Annotated in this window: 13 protein-coding genes; 7 read left to right on the forward strand and 6 right to left on the reverse strand. The window is 73.9% G+C overall.

Annotated features, from left to right (window positions below; all coding sequences use genetic code 11):
- Positions 1 to 6: 6 nt before the first annotated feature.
- Positions 7 to 903 (reverse strand): hypothetical protein, encoded by an 897-nt coding sequence (locus tag VM242_05705; protein ID HVM04647.1) that lies wholly within the window; start codon positions 901 to 903, stop codon positions 7 to 9.
- Positions 904 to 959: 56 nt separating this feature from the next.
- Positions 960 to 1730 (reverse strand): SGNH/GDSL hydrolase family protein, encoded by a 771-nt coding sequence (locus VM242_05710; protein HVM04648.1) that lies wholly within the window; start codon positions 1728 to 1730, stop codon positions 960 to 962.
- A gap of 68 nt (positions 1731 to 1798) precedes the next feature.
- Here VM242_05710 and VM242_05715 point away from each other — a divergent pair, with 68 nt between their 5' ends.
- The 3 genes from VM242_05715 to ilvC are packed head-to-tail and all read left to right on the forward strand — an operon-like array spanning position 1799 to position 5264.
- Positions 1799 to 3700: an acetolactate synthase large subunit gene (locus VM242_05715; protein ID HVM04649.1), complete on the forward strand. Its 1902-nt coding sequence runs from the start codon at positions 1799 to 1801 to the stop codon at positions 3698 to 3700.
- Positions 3701 to 3702: 2 nt separating this feature from the next.
- Positions 3703 to 4233, forward strand: coding sequence for an acetolactate synthase small subunit (gene ilvN, locus VM242_05720; GenBank protein ID HVM04650.1), 531 nt, complete (start codon positions 3703 to 3705; stop codon positions 4231 to 4233).
- Between the two features lie 2 nt (positions 4234 to 4235).
- A complete protein-coding gene (gene ilvC / locus VM242_05725) occupies positions 4236 to 5264 on the forward strand; it encodes a ketol-acid reductoisomerase (protein ID HVM04651.1) in 1029 nt (342 codons plus the stop codon).
- A 196-nt stretch (positions 5265 to 5460) separates the two neighbouring features.
- Here ilvC and VM242_05730 read toward each other — a convergent pair whose 3' ends face one another.
- Positions 5461 to 5652: a hypothetical protein gene (locus tag VM242_05730; protein HVM04652.1), complete on the reverse strand. Its 192-nt coding sequence runs from the start codon at positions 5650 to 5652 to the stop codon at positions 5461 to 5463.
- Between the two features lie 145 nt (positions 5653 to 5797).
- A complete protein-coding gene (gene serC, locus VM242_05735) occupies positions 5798 to 6934 on the reverse strand; it encodes a phosphoserine transaminase (GenBank protein HVM04653.1) in 1137 nt (378 codons plus the stop codon).
- 17 nt (positions 6935 to 6951) lie between these two features.
- Here serC and VM242_05740 point away from each other — a divergent pair, with 17 nt between their 5' ends.
- From VM242_05740 to serA, 3 genes are read left to right on the forward strand one after another with little or no spacing between them, the layout of a single operon-like run.
- Positions 6952 to 8145 carry a pyridoxal phosphate-dependent aminotransferase gene (locus VM242_05740; GenBank protein HVM04654.1) on the forward strand — a complete coding sequence of 398 codons (1194 nt, stop codon included), beginning with the start codon at positions 6952 to 6954 and terminating at the stop codon, positions 8143 to 8145.
- A 3-nt stretch (positions 8146 to 8148) separates the two neighbouring features.
- Positions 8149 to 8916, forward strand: a complete 768-nt coding sequence (locus VM242_05745; GenBank protein HVM04655.1) for a DUF3105 domain-containing protein — start codon at positions 8149 to 8151, stop codon at positions 8914 to 8916.
- Positions 8916 to 10487 carry a phosphoglycerate dehydrogenase gene (gene serA / locus VM242_05750; protein HVM04656.1) on the forward strand — a complete coding sequence of 524 codons (1572 nt, stop codon included), beginning with the start codon at positions 8916 to 8918 and terminating at the stop codon, positions 10485 to 10487. The genes VM242_05745 and serA overlap by 1 nt, the downstream gene beginning before the upstream one ends.
- Before the next feature lie 24 nt (positions 10488 to 10511).
- Here serA and VM242_05755 read toward each other — a convergent pair whose 3' ends face one another.
- Positions 10512 to 11849, reverse strand: coding sequence for a hypothetical protein (locus VM242_05755; GenBank protein ID HVM04657.1), 1338 nt, complete (start codon positions 11847 to 11849; stop codon positions 10512 to 10514).
- 195 nt (positions 11850 to 12044) lie between these two features.
- Here VM242_05755 and VM242_05760 point away from each other — a divergent pair, with 195 nt between their 5' ends.
- The gene (locus VM242_05760; GenBank protein HVM04658.1) at positions 12045 to 13598 is read left to right on the forward strand and encodes a 2-isopropylmalate synthase; all 1554 of its coding nucleotides are present in this window, start codon (positions 12045 to 12047) and stop codon (positions 13596 to 13598) included.
- Positions 13599 to 13646: 48 nt separating this feature from the next.
- Here VM242_05760 and VM242_05765 read toward each other — a convergent pair.
- Positions 13647 to 14097 (reverse strand): 3D domain-containing protein (locus VM242_05765; GenBank protein HVM04659.1); only part of this gene is annotated, 451 nt, incomplete at its 5' end.

Below are 14097 nucleotides of genomic sequence, written 5' to 3' on the forward strand. Positions count from 1 at the left end.
TCGGCCTCAGGAGGAGGTCGCCGAGCGGCGGCGCCGGACGGTCAGGCCGCCCGCACCGGTGGCGACCACCACCAGGCCGGCCAGGATCACCCGTTCCGGCGTCCCGCCGTCCCCGGTGTGCGTGACCGGCTGCGGGGCGAGGCCGGCCCTCAGCGTCGGCGCGCCGTCCCCGCCGGCGTCGACGGGAGCCGCCGCTGTCGGTCCTGTCACGACGGTCGCCGGCGCCGCCGCGGGCGGGGCCATCGTCGGGGCGGCGGCGCCCGAGGGCGCCGGCGTGGTGGTCGCCGAGGTCGTGACCGGGGCGTCGCGGGTGGGCGCCCGCACGGGGGCGGCCGGCGTGGTCGGTGCGGTGGCCGCCGTCGTGGCGGCCGCCCGGCCTTGTCCGGCGGCGGCCGGCGGATCGGTCGGCGAGGGCTCGGGCGGCGTCGAGGCCGCCGACGTCGTCGCCGCCGTGGTGGGAGGGGGCGGCGTCGTGGTCGTCGTGGTCGTCGTGGTGGTGGTCGGCTGCGGCAGGACCTCGATCACGGCGCGCGCCGGCGTCCCCGGGGCCGGCGTACCGTCGGCGGAGTCCTGCATGGCGATGACCTGGTAGGAGCCGGGGCTCGTCACCGGGACGGTGAACGCCGCGGTGATGGCCCCGGCCGCGTCCGGCCGCCCCTGCCACAGGATCGGCCCGGTCGTCGTGCCGAAGCGCACAGTGACGGGCCCGGCGCTCGGCGGGTCGCCCGAGCCGCCCGAGAAGCCCTTGCCCGAGGCGACGGCCTCCGTGCCGGGCGGGGCCGACGCCGGCGCCACCCTGAGACTGGCCATCGGGCCGCAGGCGAAGGCCGAGGCGAGGGGGGCGAGGACGAGCGCGGCGAAGGCCGCCACCCCTCCCAGCGCCGCCGCCCTGTTGCGCCCCATGCCGCCCCCTGAAGTACCGGCGAGGGTACCGCATGGCCGTCGGTGGGCGGACAGGCTCAGCGCCGGGCCAGGACCGCCGCGAATGCCTCGGCCACGGCGCGGTGGCCGGCGGTGCTCGGGTGGAACCCGTCGCTGCCCACGAGCTGGCGCGTGCGGCCCTCGGCATGGGCGGCGACGCCCGCGGCGTGCAGGTCGACCACCTCGGCACCGGCGGCCGCCGCCACGCGGGCGATGGCGGCGTTGTAGGCGGCCACCGCGAACTGCACGAGCGACGGCTCGGGGAGGTCTCCCCCGAGGCACCCCGGCCGGGCGCGGCAGTCCACGTAGGCGGGCAGCAGGTCCACCGGAGGCGTGTTGGCGATCAGCACCCGGGGGCCGCCGCCGGCGCGCAGCGCCTGCACCAGCTCGCCGAGCCGACGCTCGTAGACCGCCGGCGGGACCCCGGCCAGGAGATCGTTGACGTTCAGCCACACGGTGACCAGGTCGGCGTCGCGGCGCAGCGCCTCGGGCACCTGGCGGTCGAGTGCCTCGGCCACGGTGGCACCGGAGATGCCGAGGTTGACCACCTGGGCGTCGGGCGGGAGGCCGAGGCGGGCGAAGACGCGGGGCCACGCCTGGCTGGCCGGATCGCCCGCCCCGACGCCCACGGTGTCGCTGCCCCCGATCGCCACGTAGACCTCTACCGGCGAGGTCGTGACCGCCGGAGGCGGCGGCGGGTCGTCATGCGGTGCCGTGGTCTCGGTGGGCGCCGACGTCGAGGGCGGGGCCCCCGAGCAGGCGGCGGTGAGGACGGCGGCGAGGAGCTGGGGCCAGTGGCGCCGGCGCATCGAACGAGCGTAGGAAGCTCCTGGGGCTATGGGGCGCGCCGCCGTGGTGTTGCCGTGACGCGGCCCAGGTGCGACACTGTGCTCACCGTGCCCGCCACCACCCTCATCCTCGTAGCCACCTAACGCACGCCGCCTTTCCCGCCGCGTGCGTCACGACCTCCCAGCCGGGAGGTCGTTTTCGTTCCCGGCTACGGCCACCCCGAGACCACAGCGACCAACGGACCCAAGGAAGCGCAGAGACCATGAAGCTGACCGGAGCCCAGGCCCTCATCAAGAGCCTCGAGATGGAAGGCGTGGAGGTGATGTTCGGCCTCCCGGGCGGGGCCATCCTCCCCGTCTACGACCCCATCATCGACTCCACCATCCGCCACGTCCTCGTGCGCCACGAGCAGGGTGCCGGGCACATGGCCGAGGGCTACGCCCACGTCACCGGGCGCCCGGGCGTCGCCATCGTCACCAGCGGCCCGGCAGCCACCAACATCGTCACCCCGCTCTGCGACGCCTACATGGACTCCATCCCCATGGTGGTCGTCACCGGGCAGGTGCCGTCCACCAACATCGGGAGCGACGCGTTCCAGGAGTGCGACACGACCGGGATCACCATGTCGGTCACCAAGCACAACTGGCTGGTGATGGACGCCCAGGACATCCCCCGCATCGTCCGTGAGGCGTTCCACATCGCCACCACCGGCCGGCCCGGGCCGGTGCTGATCGACGTCCCCAAGGACGTGAGCATGCAGACGATGGACTGGTACTGGCCGGAGGGGGTCGACCTCCCCGGCTACAAACCAACCACCATCGGCCATCCGCGCATGATCAAGGAGGCGGCCAGGCTGGTCGGCGAGTCCCGCCGGCCCGTGATCTACGCCGGAGGCGGCATCCTCAAGGCCCGGGCGGCCGAGGCCCTCAAGGCCTTCGCCGAGCTCACCGGCATCCCCGTGGTCACCACCCTGATGGCCCGGGGCGCCTTCCCCGACCGCCACCCGCTGTGCCTGGGCATGCCGGGCATGCACGGCAACTACACGGCCGTCACCGCCATGCAGAGGGCCGACCTGCTCATCGCCCTCGGTTCGCGCTTCGACGACCGGGTCACGGGCAAGGTCTCCGGGTTCGCACCCGACGCCAGGATCATCCACGTCGACATCGACCCGGCCGAGCTGGGCAAGGTCCGCCGCCCCGACGTGCCGATCGTGGGCGACTGCCGGCGGGTCGTCGAGGAGCTGGTCAAGGCGGTCGAGGCCCTCGGTGGCGCCGCCTCCCAGCCCGACCGCACCGAGTGGACGACCCAGCTGCGGCAGTGGCAGGAGCAGTACCCGCTGCACTACGAGCAGTCCTTCGACGAGGGGGGCGCCCTCAAGCCCCAGTACGTGCTCGAGCAGCTGCGGGACAACACCCCCGACGACTGCATCGTCGTGTCCGGCGTGGGCCAGCACCAGATGTGGACCTCGCAGTACTGGAAGTTCGACCACCCCTACACGTGGGTGAACTCGGGCGGCCTCGGCACCATGGGCTTCGCCGTGCCCGCGGCCATCGGCGCCAAGGTCGGCATGCCGGACCGCATGGTCTGGGCCGTCGACGGCGACGGCTGCTTCCAGATGACCGCCCAGGAGCTGGTGACGGCGGCGGCCGAGCGCATCCCCGTCAAGGTCGCCATCCTCAACAACGCCTACCTGGGCATGGTCCGCCAGTGGCAGGAGATGTTCTACGAGGAGCGCTACTCCGAGGTGTACCTGTCGCCCGACCTGCCCGACTACGTGAAGTGGGCGGAGGCCATGGGGTGCGTCGGGCTGCGGGTGGAGCACCCCGAGGACGTCCTGCCCGCCATCGAGAAGGCCAACTCGATCGACGACCGGCCCGTGGTCATCGACTTCCGCACCGACTCGTCGGAGAAGGTGTACCCGATGGTCGCCGCCGGCACGTCCAACGACGAGATCATCGTCGACCCGGCGCACGGCGAAGGGGGGCGGTGAGCATGGCGGTGAAGCACCACACCCTGTCGGTCCTGGTCGAGAACAAGGCCGGCGTCCTCACCCGCATCGCCGGCCTGTTCGCCCGCCGCGGGTTCAACATCTACTCGCTGGCGGTGGCGCCCACCGACGACGAGCGGTTCTCCCGGATCACCATCGTGGTGGACGTCGAGTCCAAGCCGCTGGAGCAGATCACCAAGCAGCTGTTCAAGCTGATCAACGTGGTGAAGATCAACGAGCTCGACCCCGACGACTCGGTCGAGCGCGAGCTGGTGCTGGCCACCGTGCGGGCCGGCGCCGGCGGCACCCGGGGCCAGGTCATCGAGCTGGTGCAGGTGTTCGAGGGCAAGATCGTCGACGTGGGGTCCGACCAGCTGACCGTGATGGTGGCCGGCACCCCGTCCAAGGTCGACGACTTCGAGGACCTCATGCGACCCTACGGGATCATCGAGCTGCAGCGCACCGGCCGGGTGGCGCTGCCCAAGTTGGAGCGGCAGGCACCGCGCCTGCGCAGCGTGAGCGGGAAGGTGGGTTAGCCATGGTGGCCAGGATCTCCTACGAGAACGACGCCGACCCGGGCCTGGTCGGCAGCCGCAAGGTCGCCGTGATCGGCTACGGCTCGCAGGGCCACGCCCACGCGCTGAACCTGAAGGACTCGGGGATCGACGTCCGGGTCGGCCTGCGGGAGGGGTCGTCGTCGAAGGCCAAGGCCGAGGCGGCGGGACTGGCCGTGCGTACGGTCGCCGAGGCCACCGCCGAGGCCGACCTCGTGATGATCCTGCTGCCCGACACCGAGCAGCAGGCGGTCTACGACGAGTCCATCGCCCCCAACCTCTCGGAGGGCGACGCCATCTTCTTCGCCCACGGCTTCAACATCAGGTTCAACCTCATCACGCCGCCCGCCGGCGTCGACGCGGCCATGGTCGCCCCCAAGGGGCCCGGCCACCTGGTGCGGCGCACCTACACCGAGGGCGGCGGCGTGCCGGCGCTCATCGCCGTGGCCCAGGACGCCTCGGGCAAGGCCCGCGACCTCGCCCTGTCGTACGCCCACGCCCTGGGGGCCACCCGGGCCGGCGTGCTCGAGACGACGTTCGAGGAGGAGACGGAGACCGACCTGTTCGGCGAGCAGGTCGTGCTGTGCGGCGGGCTCACCGCTCTCGTGATGGCCGGCTACGAGACGCTCGTCGATGCCGGCTACCAGCCCGAGTCGGCCTACTTCGAGTGCCTCCACGAGCTCAAGCTGATCGTCGACCTCATGTACGAGAACGGGATCGCGGGCATGCGGTTCTCGATCTCCGACACGGCCGAGTACGGCGACGTCACCCGGGGCCCCCGCATCATCAACGACGGCGTGAAGGCCGAGATGCAGAAGATCCTCGAGGAGATCCGCTCCGGCAGGTTCGCCGAGGAGTGGATCGCCGAGAACCGGGCCGGCCGTCCTCGGTTCGAGGAGCTGCGGGCGGCCGGCAAGGAGCACCCCATCGAGAAGGTGGGCGCCGAGCTGCGGGCCATGATGCCGTTCATCTCGGCCGGCAGGCAGCGCCCGGAGGACGTCAGCGGCGGCTGACCGGAGATCGCCGTGGCCACCCCCGACGTTCGCGGTGCCGACCCGATCGACCCGTCGGCACCACCGTCCTGGCGCGTCTGTGCCCTTCGGGCAGCCGCCGGCCTCACGGTGGGGCTGGTGCTTCAGCGTCTGCTCGGTCGGTGGTGGGCCCTCGTGACGCCGGAGCACTTCGCCCCGCCGCCGCGAGCGGGGCCGCCTACTCCTTCGTCGCCACCTGGTTCGGCACCACGTTCGCCTTCGGCTCGTACGTCGCGTCGACCTCGCGTGCCCGGCCGCCCATCGTCGCCGCCAGCTCGGCCCGGCAGCCGTCACACGGGCCGTAGAAGCGGACGGCAGCGGGCTGGTTGCAGCGCGGGCAGGTGATGTCGAGCAGATCGGCGTCGGCCATGCGCCCACCCTTCCACGGGGCGGGCCACGGGGCCGGGACCCTCAACGCCCTTCCGGCGGCACGGAGTGGCGCTGTTCGCCCTTTCCTGCCGCCGGAACCGCCGCCTGAACCGCCGCCGGGCCGCCGGACCGTCGGGGCGGGGCGGTCAGGCCAGCTGGCCCACCACGTGGTCGACGCAGCGGGTGAGGGCGGCGACGTCGTCGGGCTCCACGGCGGGGAACATCGCGATCCGCAGCTGGTTGCGGCCCAGCTTGCGGTACGGCTCGGTGTCGAGGATCCCGTTCGCCCGCAGGGCCGCCGTGACGGCGGTGGCGTCGATGGACGGGTCGAGGTCGACGGTGCCGACGACGTGGCTGCGCTCGTCGGGCTTGGCCACGAACGGCGAGGCGTACGGCGACGCCTCCGCCCACCCGTACAGGTGCTCGGCCGAACGGTCGCAGCGCGACGCCGCCCAGTCCAGCCCGCCGTTGGCCAGCATCCACTCCACCTGGTCGGTGAGCAGGAACAGGGTGGCGAGTGCGGGCGTGTTGTAGGTCTGGTCCAGCCGCGAGTTCTCGACGGCGATGCGCAGGTCGAGCGACGCCGGCACCCACCGCTCGGCCCGGGCCAGCACCTCGACCCGCTCCAGGGCGGCGGGGGAGAGCACGGCCAGCCACAGCCCGCCGTCCGACGCGAAGCACTTCTGAGGGGCGAAGTAGTAGGCGTCGACCTCCTCGAGGTCGACGCGCAGCCCGCCCGCCGCCGACGTGGCGTCCACCGCGACCAGCGAGCCGGCCGGCGCCCCGTCGGGCCGGCGGACCTCCATGGAGACGCCGGTGGACGTCTCGTTGTGGGTGAGCGCGTACAGGTCCACGTCGGCCCGCGCCTCGGGCACCGGGTGGGTGCCGGCCGGCGACGAGATGACCTCGGGCTCCTCGAGATGGGGCGCCGCCTTGGCGGCGGCGGCGAACTTGGAGGAGAACTCGCCGAACGACAGGTGCTGGCTGCGCCGGCCGATCAGGCCGAACGTGGCGACGTCCCAGAACTGCGTGGCCCCCCCGTTCCCGAGCACGACCTGGTAGCCGTCGGGAGCGGCGAACAGGGTGGCCAGCCCCTCCCGGAGGCGGCCGACGACGGAACGCACGCCGCTCTGGCGGTGGCTGGTGCCGAGGAAGCCGGGCGCGGCGGCGGCCAGGGCGGCCACGGCGTCCGGGCGGACCTTGGAGGGACCGCACCCGAAACGGCCGTCGGAGGGCAGCAGCGAGCTGGGGATGCGGATGTCGGTGGAGGGCGTCTGGCTCACCGTGACAGCATGGCCCCATGGGACGCATCTCCGCACGTGTGGCCGCGGTCACCGAATCCGCCACGCTCGCCATCGACGCCAAGGCCAAGAGCCTCAAAGCCGCCGGTGAGGACGTCATCGGCTTCGGCGCCGGCGAGCCCGACTTCCCCACGCCCGCCCACATCGTCGACGCGGCCGCCGAGGCGTGCCGCGACCCGAAGAACCACCGGTACACGCCGGCGGCCGGCCTTCCCGAGCTGCGCCAGGCGGTGGCCGACAAGACCCGCCGGGACACCGGACTGGAGCTGAAGCCGAACCAGGTGCTCATCACCAACGGCGGCAAGCACGCCGTCTACAGCGCCCTCGTCAGCGTGGTGGGCGAGGGCGACGAGGTGATCCTGCCGGCGCCCTACTGGACCACCTACCCGGAGGCGATCGGCCTGGCCGGCGGTACCACGGTGGTGGTCGACACCGACGAGAGCACCGGGTTCCGGGCCACCGTCGACCAGCTGGAGGCCGCCCGCACGCCGGCCACCAAGGCTCTGCTGTTCGTGTCCCCGTCCAACCCCACGGGCGCCGTCTACCCGCGGGCGGAGATCGACGCGATCGGGCGTTGGGCGGCCGAGAACGACGTCTGGGTCATCACCGACGAGATCTACGAGCACCTCGTGTACGGGAGCGCCGAGAACCACTCCATGCCCGTGGTGGTGCCGGAGTTGGCCGACCGGTGCCTGGTCGTCAACGGCGTGGCGAAGACGTACGCCATGACCGGTTGGCGGGTCGGGTGGATGGCCGGTCCGGCCGACGTGGTGGCGGCGGCCGCCAACCTCCAGTCGCACATGACGTCCAACGTGGCCAACGTCTCGCAGCGCGCCGCGCTGGCCGCCCTCGCCGGCGACCTGTCGGCGGTGGACGAGATGCGGGCCGTGTACGACCGCCGTCGCCGCAAGATGCTGGAGATGCTCCGGGAGGTCCCCGGCGTGACCTGTGCCGAGCCCGAGGGCGCCTTCTACGCCTTCCCGTCGTTCAAGGGGGTCCTAGGGCGGCCGGTGGGGGGCCGCACGCCGGCGACCACGCTCGAGCTGGCCGAGGTCATCCTGGACGAGGCCCGGGTGGCCGTCGTGCCGGGCGAGGCCTTCGGTACGCCCGGGTACATGCGCCTGTCGTACGCGCTGGGCGACGACGACCTGGTCGAGGGCATCACCCGCATCGCCAAGCTCCTGGCCGGATAGCGAGTGGCGGGCAAGGGGTCCAGGAAGAAGCGGCCGCCGGCCAGGCGCCCGCCCGCCAAGGCCGCGGGCACGCCTCACAAGCCAGCCGCGCCGGCCGAGGCCGCGGGCACACCGCAGAAGGCGGCGCCTGCGAAGGCTGCGCCCACGAAGGCCGCTGCCGAGGCCGGCGCCCGCCGGTCCAGGCCGACCCAGGCCGAGCGCCTGGAGGCGGCCCGCCGGGCCCGCCGGCGCAAGGCGCTGCGGGTGCGGCTCGGCGCCGCCGGCGCCGTGGTGGCCGTCGTGGCCCTGGTGGTGACGCTGGTGGCGGCCGACCGGCGGCAGGAGCGCGACGAGCGCCGGCGGCTCACCGCCGGCTCGTGCGACTACGACACCCGGGCGGACCGGGTCACCGCCGAACCGCACGTCCCCCCGGCGCGGTACGGGGTCGACCCTCCGGCCGGCGGGGACCACGACCCGGGCGCCGTCCCCGCCAACGTCTTCCCCGAGGGCGGCACCGTGCCCCCCGACGCCCAGCTCGTCCACTCTCTGGAGCACGGGTTCGTGATCCTGTGGCACCGCCCCGGTCTCACCGAGGCGGAGATGGCCGACATCCGTGCCGTGTTCGACGAGCACGACAAGGACGTCATCGTCGTCCCCCGGGCGTCGCTGGACGTCAAGGTCGCGGCCACCTCGTGGGGGCGGCGCCTACTCTGCGGTGAGGTCGAACGCGACACCCTCAGCGAGTTCGTCGAGCTCTACCGCAACAAGTCCCCCGAGTCCGGAGTTCGATGATGGCGCGCATCCTGGTCACCGAGCAGCTCGCCCAGCGGGGCCTCGACGCGCTCGCCGAGGCGGGCCACGACGTCGACGTCCGGCTCGACCTCGACCCCGCCGGCCTGGTCGCCGCCGTCCCGGGCGCGGCGGCGCTGATCATCCGGTCGGCCACCCAGGTGACCGCCGACGTGCTGGACGCCGGCACCGACCTGGTCGTGGTCGGCCGCGCCGGGATCGGGCTCGACAACGTCGACGTACTTGCCGCCACCCGGCGCGGGGTCATGGTCGTCAACGCCCCGCAGTCGAACATCCTGTCGGCCGCCGAGCACACCATCGCCCTGCTCCTGTCCTCCGCCCGCAACATCCCCCAGGCCCATGCGGCCCTCAAGGCGGGCAAGTGGGAGCGGTCGCGGTGGGAGGGAGTGGAGCTGCACGGCAAGACGCTCGGGGTCGTGGGCCTCGGCCGCATCGGCACCCTCGTCGCCCAGCGGGCGCTGGCGTTCGGGATGCGGCTGATGGCGTACGACCCCTTCGTGTCGCCCGACCGGGCCCGCCAGCTGGGCATCGAGCTGGCCGAGACGCTCGAGGACCTGGTGGCCGAGGCCGACTTCCTCACCGTCCACGTCTCGAAGACCCCCGAGACCATGGGGCTGATCGACGCCGACCTGCTGGCCAAGGCCCGTCCCGGCCTCCGGGTCGTCAACACGGCCCGGGGGGGCATCGTGGACGAGCAGGCGCTGGCCGACGCCGTGCGCTCGGGGACGGTCGCGGGCGCCGCCCTCGACGTGTTCGCCGAGGAGCCCACCACCGAGTCGCCCCTGTTCGACCTGGACCACGTGGTCGTCACCCCCCACCTGGGGGCCAGCACGGCCGAGGCGCAGGACAAGGCGGGCGTCACCATCGCCGAGCAGGTCCTCCTCGCCCTGGCGGGGGACTTCGTGCCCTACGCGGTGAACGTCAGCGCCGCCGAGGCGTCGGAGACGGTGCGCCCCTTCCTGCCGCTGGCCGAGCGCCTCGGCTCCATCTTCGGGTCGCTGAACGAGGGCACGCCGCCCGTGCTGGAGGTGGAGTACCAGGGCGCTCTGGCCGACTACGACACCAGCCTGCTCACCCTCTCGGTGCTGAAGGGCCTGCTCTCGGCCGGCGCCAACCTCGACCCCGTTTCCTACGTCAACGCCCCCCAGCTGGCCGCCGAGCGGGGGCTGGAGTGGAAGGAGTCACGGACCTCCGCGGCCCACGACCACGTCAACCTCATCGTGCTCCGGGGCGGCCACCACTCCGTGGCGGGGACGCTCACCGGGGTCCGCTTCGAGCCCCGGATCGTGATGGTGGACGACCACCCGGTCGACGTCCCCCCCGCCCGCCACATGCTCGTCGTCCGCAACGACGACCGCGTCGGGATGGCCGCGCTCGTCACCGGGGCGGTGGCCGAGGCGCAGGTGAACCTGGCCGACATGGCCCTCGGGCGCTCGCCGGCCGGCGACACGGCCCTCATGGTCCTGGCCACCGACACGGCGCTCCCCGAGGCGGTGCTGGAGCGCCTGCGCTCGTCGCCCGGCATCCTGGACGTCCACAGCGTCTCGCTCTGAGGCCGCGGTGACGGCGCCGGCGGGCTACCGCTTGGCCCGGATGAACCCGTCGGCCTCGGCCGACTCCCCGTCGACGTAGCAGCGGTCGGGCCGGGTGCGGTTGTATGCCGCCATCCCGGGCAGGTGGTACAGCATGCTGGACAGCTTCGCCTTCACCGGGTGGGTGGTCGGGCAGGCCTTGTCCACGGCCTCGACCCACGGCTCCACCACCCGGACGCGGCGGGCCCCCGCCTTGCGCACCCGCCGGGCCCGGGCCGGGGTGGCCGGCGTGGTGGTGCCGGACGGCTCCTCCGCCGGTGGCGCGGCAGCCATCGGTGGGACGTCGGCGGCGCCGGGCCGGGCCTTGCGCACCCGTTTCGTGACGGCGCCGGCCGGCGCCCGCGGGGCCGTCTGGGCGGCGGGCCGCTCCGGCTCCGGTGCCGGCTGTTCGGCGATCGGCTCCGGTTCCGGCTCCGGCTCCGGCTCCGGGTCCGGGTCCGGCTGGCGCTCGGCCTGCGGAACGGGGTGCTGCTCTGCCGCGTACGGGACGGGCGCGTCGGCGGCGTCCGCCCCGGCGTCCAGCCGGTCGTCGTCCGGGGCGGTGGCCCATGTCCCCGGTGCCGGTGCCTCCGACGCCAGGCCCCCGGTGGCGAGGGGGCCCGCCGCCGGCGTCTCGAGCGTGGGCTGGGCGAAGCCCCGCTCGGCAGTCGGGTCGGTCGGCGTGGCCGGCTCGGGTACGGCCGGGGCCGCCTCGTCGACACCGCCCTCCCAGTCGGGGTCGGGCTCGAGGTGCGCCGCGGGCCCCGGGCCCCCCGGCGGCTCGGCCGGCGTGCCGGTCTCGGCGTCGGCGAACGGTTCGCGCTCCGCCTCCGGCGCGGCCTCGACCTCGGCGGCGCCGGCAGGGGCCGCGGCCTCGGGCGCGGCGGTCTCGGGCGGGGCGGCGTCGGGCGGGGCGTCGGCCTCGACGTCGGCGTCCACGACGGCCTCCGGGAACCCGCCCGCGAAGTCGGTCTCCGCCGCGACGTCGGCCTCCGCCTCGACGTCGGTCTCCGCCGCGACGGCGGCGTCGACGACGGCCTCGGGGAACCCGCCCGCTTCTCCCACAGCGGCGCCGGGCGGCGGCTCGGGCGGCGCGACCGGGGCGGCGGGCGGAGCCTCGACGGCGGTGGCGGCGGCCTCGCCACCCGGCGCGACGCCCTCGGAGCCGACCGGCATCGGCGGCTCCGCCTCGACGGGCTCAGGGGGGAGCGGCGGCCAGGACGGCGCGCCCGACGGCCCCTCGTCGCGGGACGACCGCCGGAGCATCACCAGCTTCACCAGGGCGGCCACCACCCCGACGACGACGCCGACCTGCAGTCCCCGGCGGAACGACCGGCGCACCATGGGCGACACCGTACCTTGACGGCAACCCCGCGGTTTGCCACGATGGCACGTGATGCGTCCGCACCGCGCCTCCTGCCGCACCCTCCTCCTTACGTAGAGCGAGCTCCCCTCCGGGGCTCGCCTCGCCTCCTGCGCCTTCGGGCCAGGAGGTTTTTTGTTTCCGCGTTTCCCTCCGCTGTGAAAGGAACGAGCCGAATGGCCGAGCGAGTGATCATCTTCGACACCACCCTGCGCGACGGTGAGCAGTCGCCGGGCATCTCGCTCGACGTGGCCGAGAAGCTCGAGATCGCCGAGCAGCTGGCCCGCCTGAACGTCGACTACATCGAGGCGGGATTCCCGGTCGCCAGCCAGGGGGACTTCGAGGCGGTCGAGGCCATCGCCAAGAAGGTCCACGGACCCGTCATCGCCGGGCTCTCGCGAACGCACCGGGCCGACGTGGACCGCTGCTGGGACGCGGTGCGCCATGCCGAGCGGGCCCGCATCCACGTGTTCATCTCGACCAGCCCCAACCACATGGAGCACATGCTGAAGATGACGCCGGCCCAGGTGCTGGCCGAGACGCGCGCCGGTGTCGCCCGGGCCCGAGAGCACACCGACGACGTCGAGTTCAGCCCCCAGGACGCCACCCGCACGCCGCTGGACTTCATGATGGAGGTGCTGCAGGCGGCGGTCGACTCGGGCGCCACCACGCTCAACATCCCCGACACCGTCGGCTACGGCATCCCGTGGGACTTCGGCGCCCTGATCCAGTACGTGCGCCGCAACATCACCGGCGACTACATCACGTCGACCCACTGCCACAACGACCTCGGCCTGGCCACCGCCAACTCGCTGGCCGGCGTCCAGGCGGGCGCCCGCCAGGTCGAGGTCTGCGTCAACGGCCTGGGCGAGCGGGCCGGCAACGCCGCTCTGGAGGAGGTGGTGATGGCGCTGCGGATCCGCGCCGACCAGTTCCCCGGCATCGAGGTCGGCGTCCGCACCGAGGAGCTGGCCCGCACCAGCCGCCTGGTGAGCCGCCTGACCGGCTACCCGGTCCAGTACAACAAGGCGGTCGTGGGGCGGAACGCCTTCGCCCACGAGTCGGGCATCCACCAGCACGGCGTGCTCTCCCATTCCAGCACCTACGAGATCATCGACGCCGAGTCGGTCGGCGCCCAGGGCGGCCAGATCGTGCTGGGCAAGCACTCCGGCCGTCACGCCTTCGGCGACACGCTGAAGAAGATGGGCCTGCACGTCGAGGGCGACGCGCTCAACGCCGCCTTCGTGCGCTTCAAGGAGCTGGCCGACCGGAAGGTGCAGATCACCGAGGCCGACCTGGAGGCGATCGTGGCCGAGGAGATCGGGGGCGTCGGCACCGACTCGGCGTTCACGCTGGAGTCGCTGGAGGTCACCGGCGGCACCGTGGGCGTGCCGCGGGCGCGGGTCGTCCTGACCCGCGACGGCGAGAAGACCGAGGCGTCGGCCGAGGGCGACGGCATGATCGACGCGGCGTGCAAGTCCATCAAGGCCGCCACCGGCGTCGAGGCGCGGCTCACCGACTTCAACGTCTCGTCGGTGACCGGCGGGGTGGACGCCCTGGGCGACGTGATCGTCCAGCTCGAGGCGGACGGCGTGCGCGTGTCGGGCCGGGGCGTCTCCACCGACGTGGTCGAGGCCTCCGCCCGGGCCTTCCTGAACGCCACCAACAAGGTGGTCCGCGTCCGGGCCCGGGCCGACCAGCGCGACCCCATCGACGACGTCACGCCGTGACGGGCCGCGGCGGCCGGCGCGTGCCGCGCCGGCCGCCGCGTCGTGACGTCAGGCCATGACGTAGGCGGGAAGCCGCTGGTGACCGAACTCCCGGCAGAAGTCGGCCGAGGCGTTCCAGATGTCGAGCCGCCGGCCCTTGACGGCGCCGCCCGTGTCGAGGGCGCGTCGCACGCCGACGCCGGAGACGAAGATCTCGCTGCCGAGGGGGACGGTGCGGGGGTCGACGGCGACGACGTCGGGCGCCACCGGCGCGCCGGACGCCGTCGTGCCCTGGAGGGCGTAGCAGGTGACGCCGAAGTCGCCCAGGAGCCGGCCCCCGGTGGAGAGCCACAGTCCGTCGCCCGAGGGCGTCGCCTCGATGCCGGAGACGGGCGCCGGGGGGGCGGGCACGGCAGCGTGGGCCGCGGCGCCGCCGAAGGCGTTGACCGCGCCGCCGGCCGACGCCACCCAGTAGCCCTTGCCGTCCGGCGCGGCCGCCAGGTCGACGGCCGCGCCGCCG

The sequence above is a fragment of the Acidimicrobiales bacterium genome (assembly GCA_035540975.1).
Classification (GTDB): Bacteria; Actinomycetota; Acidimicrobiia; order Acidimicrobiales.

Excerpts from the sequence above, each read along its gene's own strand:
- VM242_05705 (HVM04647.1), bottom strand. The coding sequence starts at position 903 with ATGGGGCGCAACAGGGCGGCGGCGCTGGGAGGGGTGGCGGCCTTCGCC.
- VM242_05710 (HVM04648.1), bottom strand. The coding sequence starts at position 1,730 with ATGCGCCGGCGCCACTGGCCCCAGCTCCTCGCCGCCGTCCTCACCGCC.
- ilvN (HVM04650.1), top strand. The coding sequence starts at position 3,703 with ATGGCGGTGAAGCACCACACCCTGTCGGTCCTGGTCGAGAACAAGGCC.
- ilvC (HVM04651.1), top strand. The coding sequence starts at position 4,236 with ATGGTGGCCAGGATCTCCTACGAGAACGACGCCGACCCGGGCCTGGTC.
- VM242_05730 (HVM04652.1), bottom strand. The coding sequence starts at position 5,652 with ATGGCCGACGCCGATCTGCTCGACATCACCTGCCCGCGCTGCAACCAG.
- VM242_05740 (HVM04654.1), top strand. The coding sequence starts at position 6,952 with ATGGGACGCATCTCCGCACGTGTGGCCGCGGTCACCGAATCCGCCACG.
- serA (HVM04656.1), top strand. The coding sequence starts at position 8,916 with ATGGCGCGCATCCTGGTCACCGAGCAGCTCGCCCAGCGGGGCCTCGAC.
- VM242_05755 (HVM04657.1), bottom strand. The coding sequence starts at position 11,849 with ATGGTGCGCCGGTCGTTCCGCCGGGGACTGCAGGTCGGCGTCGTCGTC.
- VM242_05760 (HVM04658.1), top strand. The coding sequence starts at position 12,045 with ATGGCCGAGCGAGTGATCATCTTCGACACCACCCTGCGCGACGGTGAG.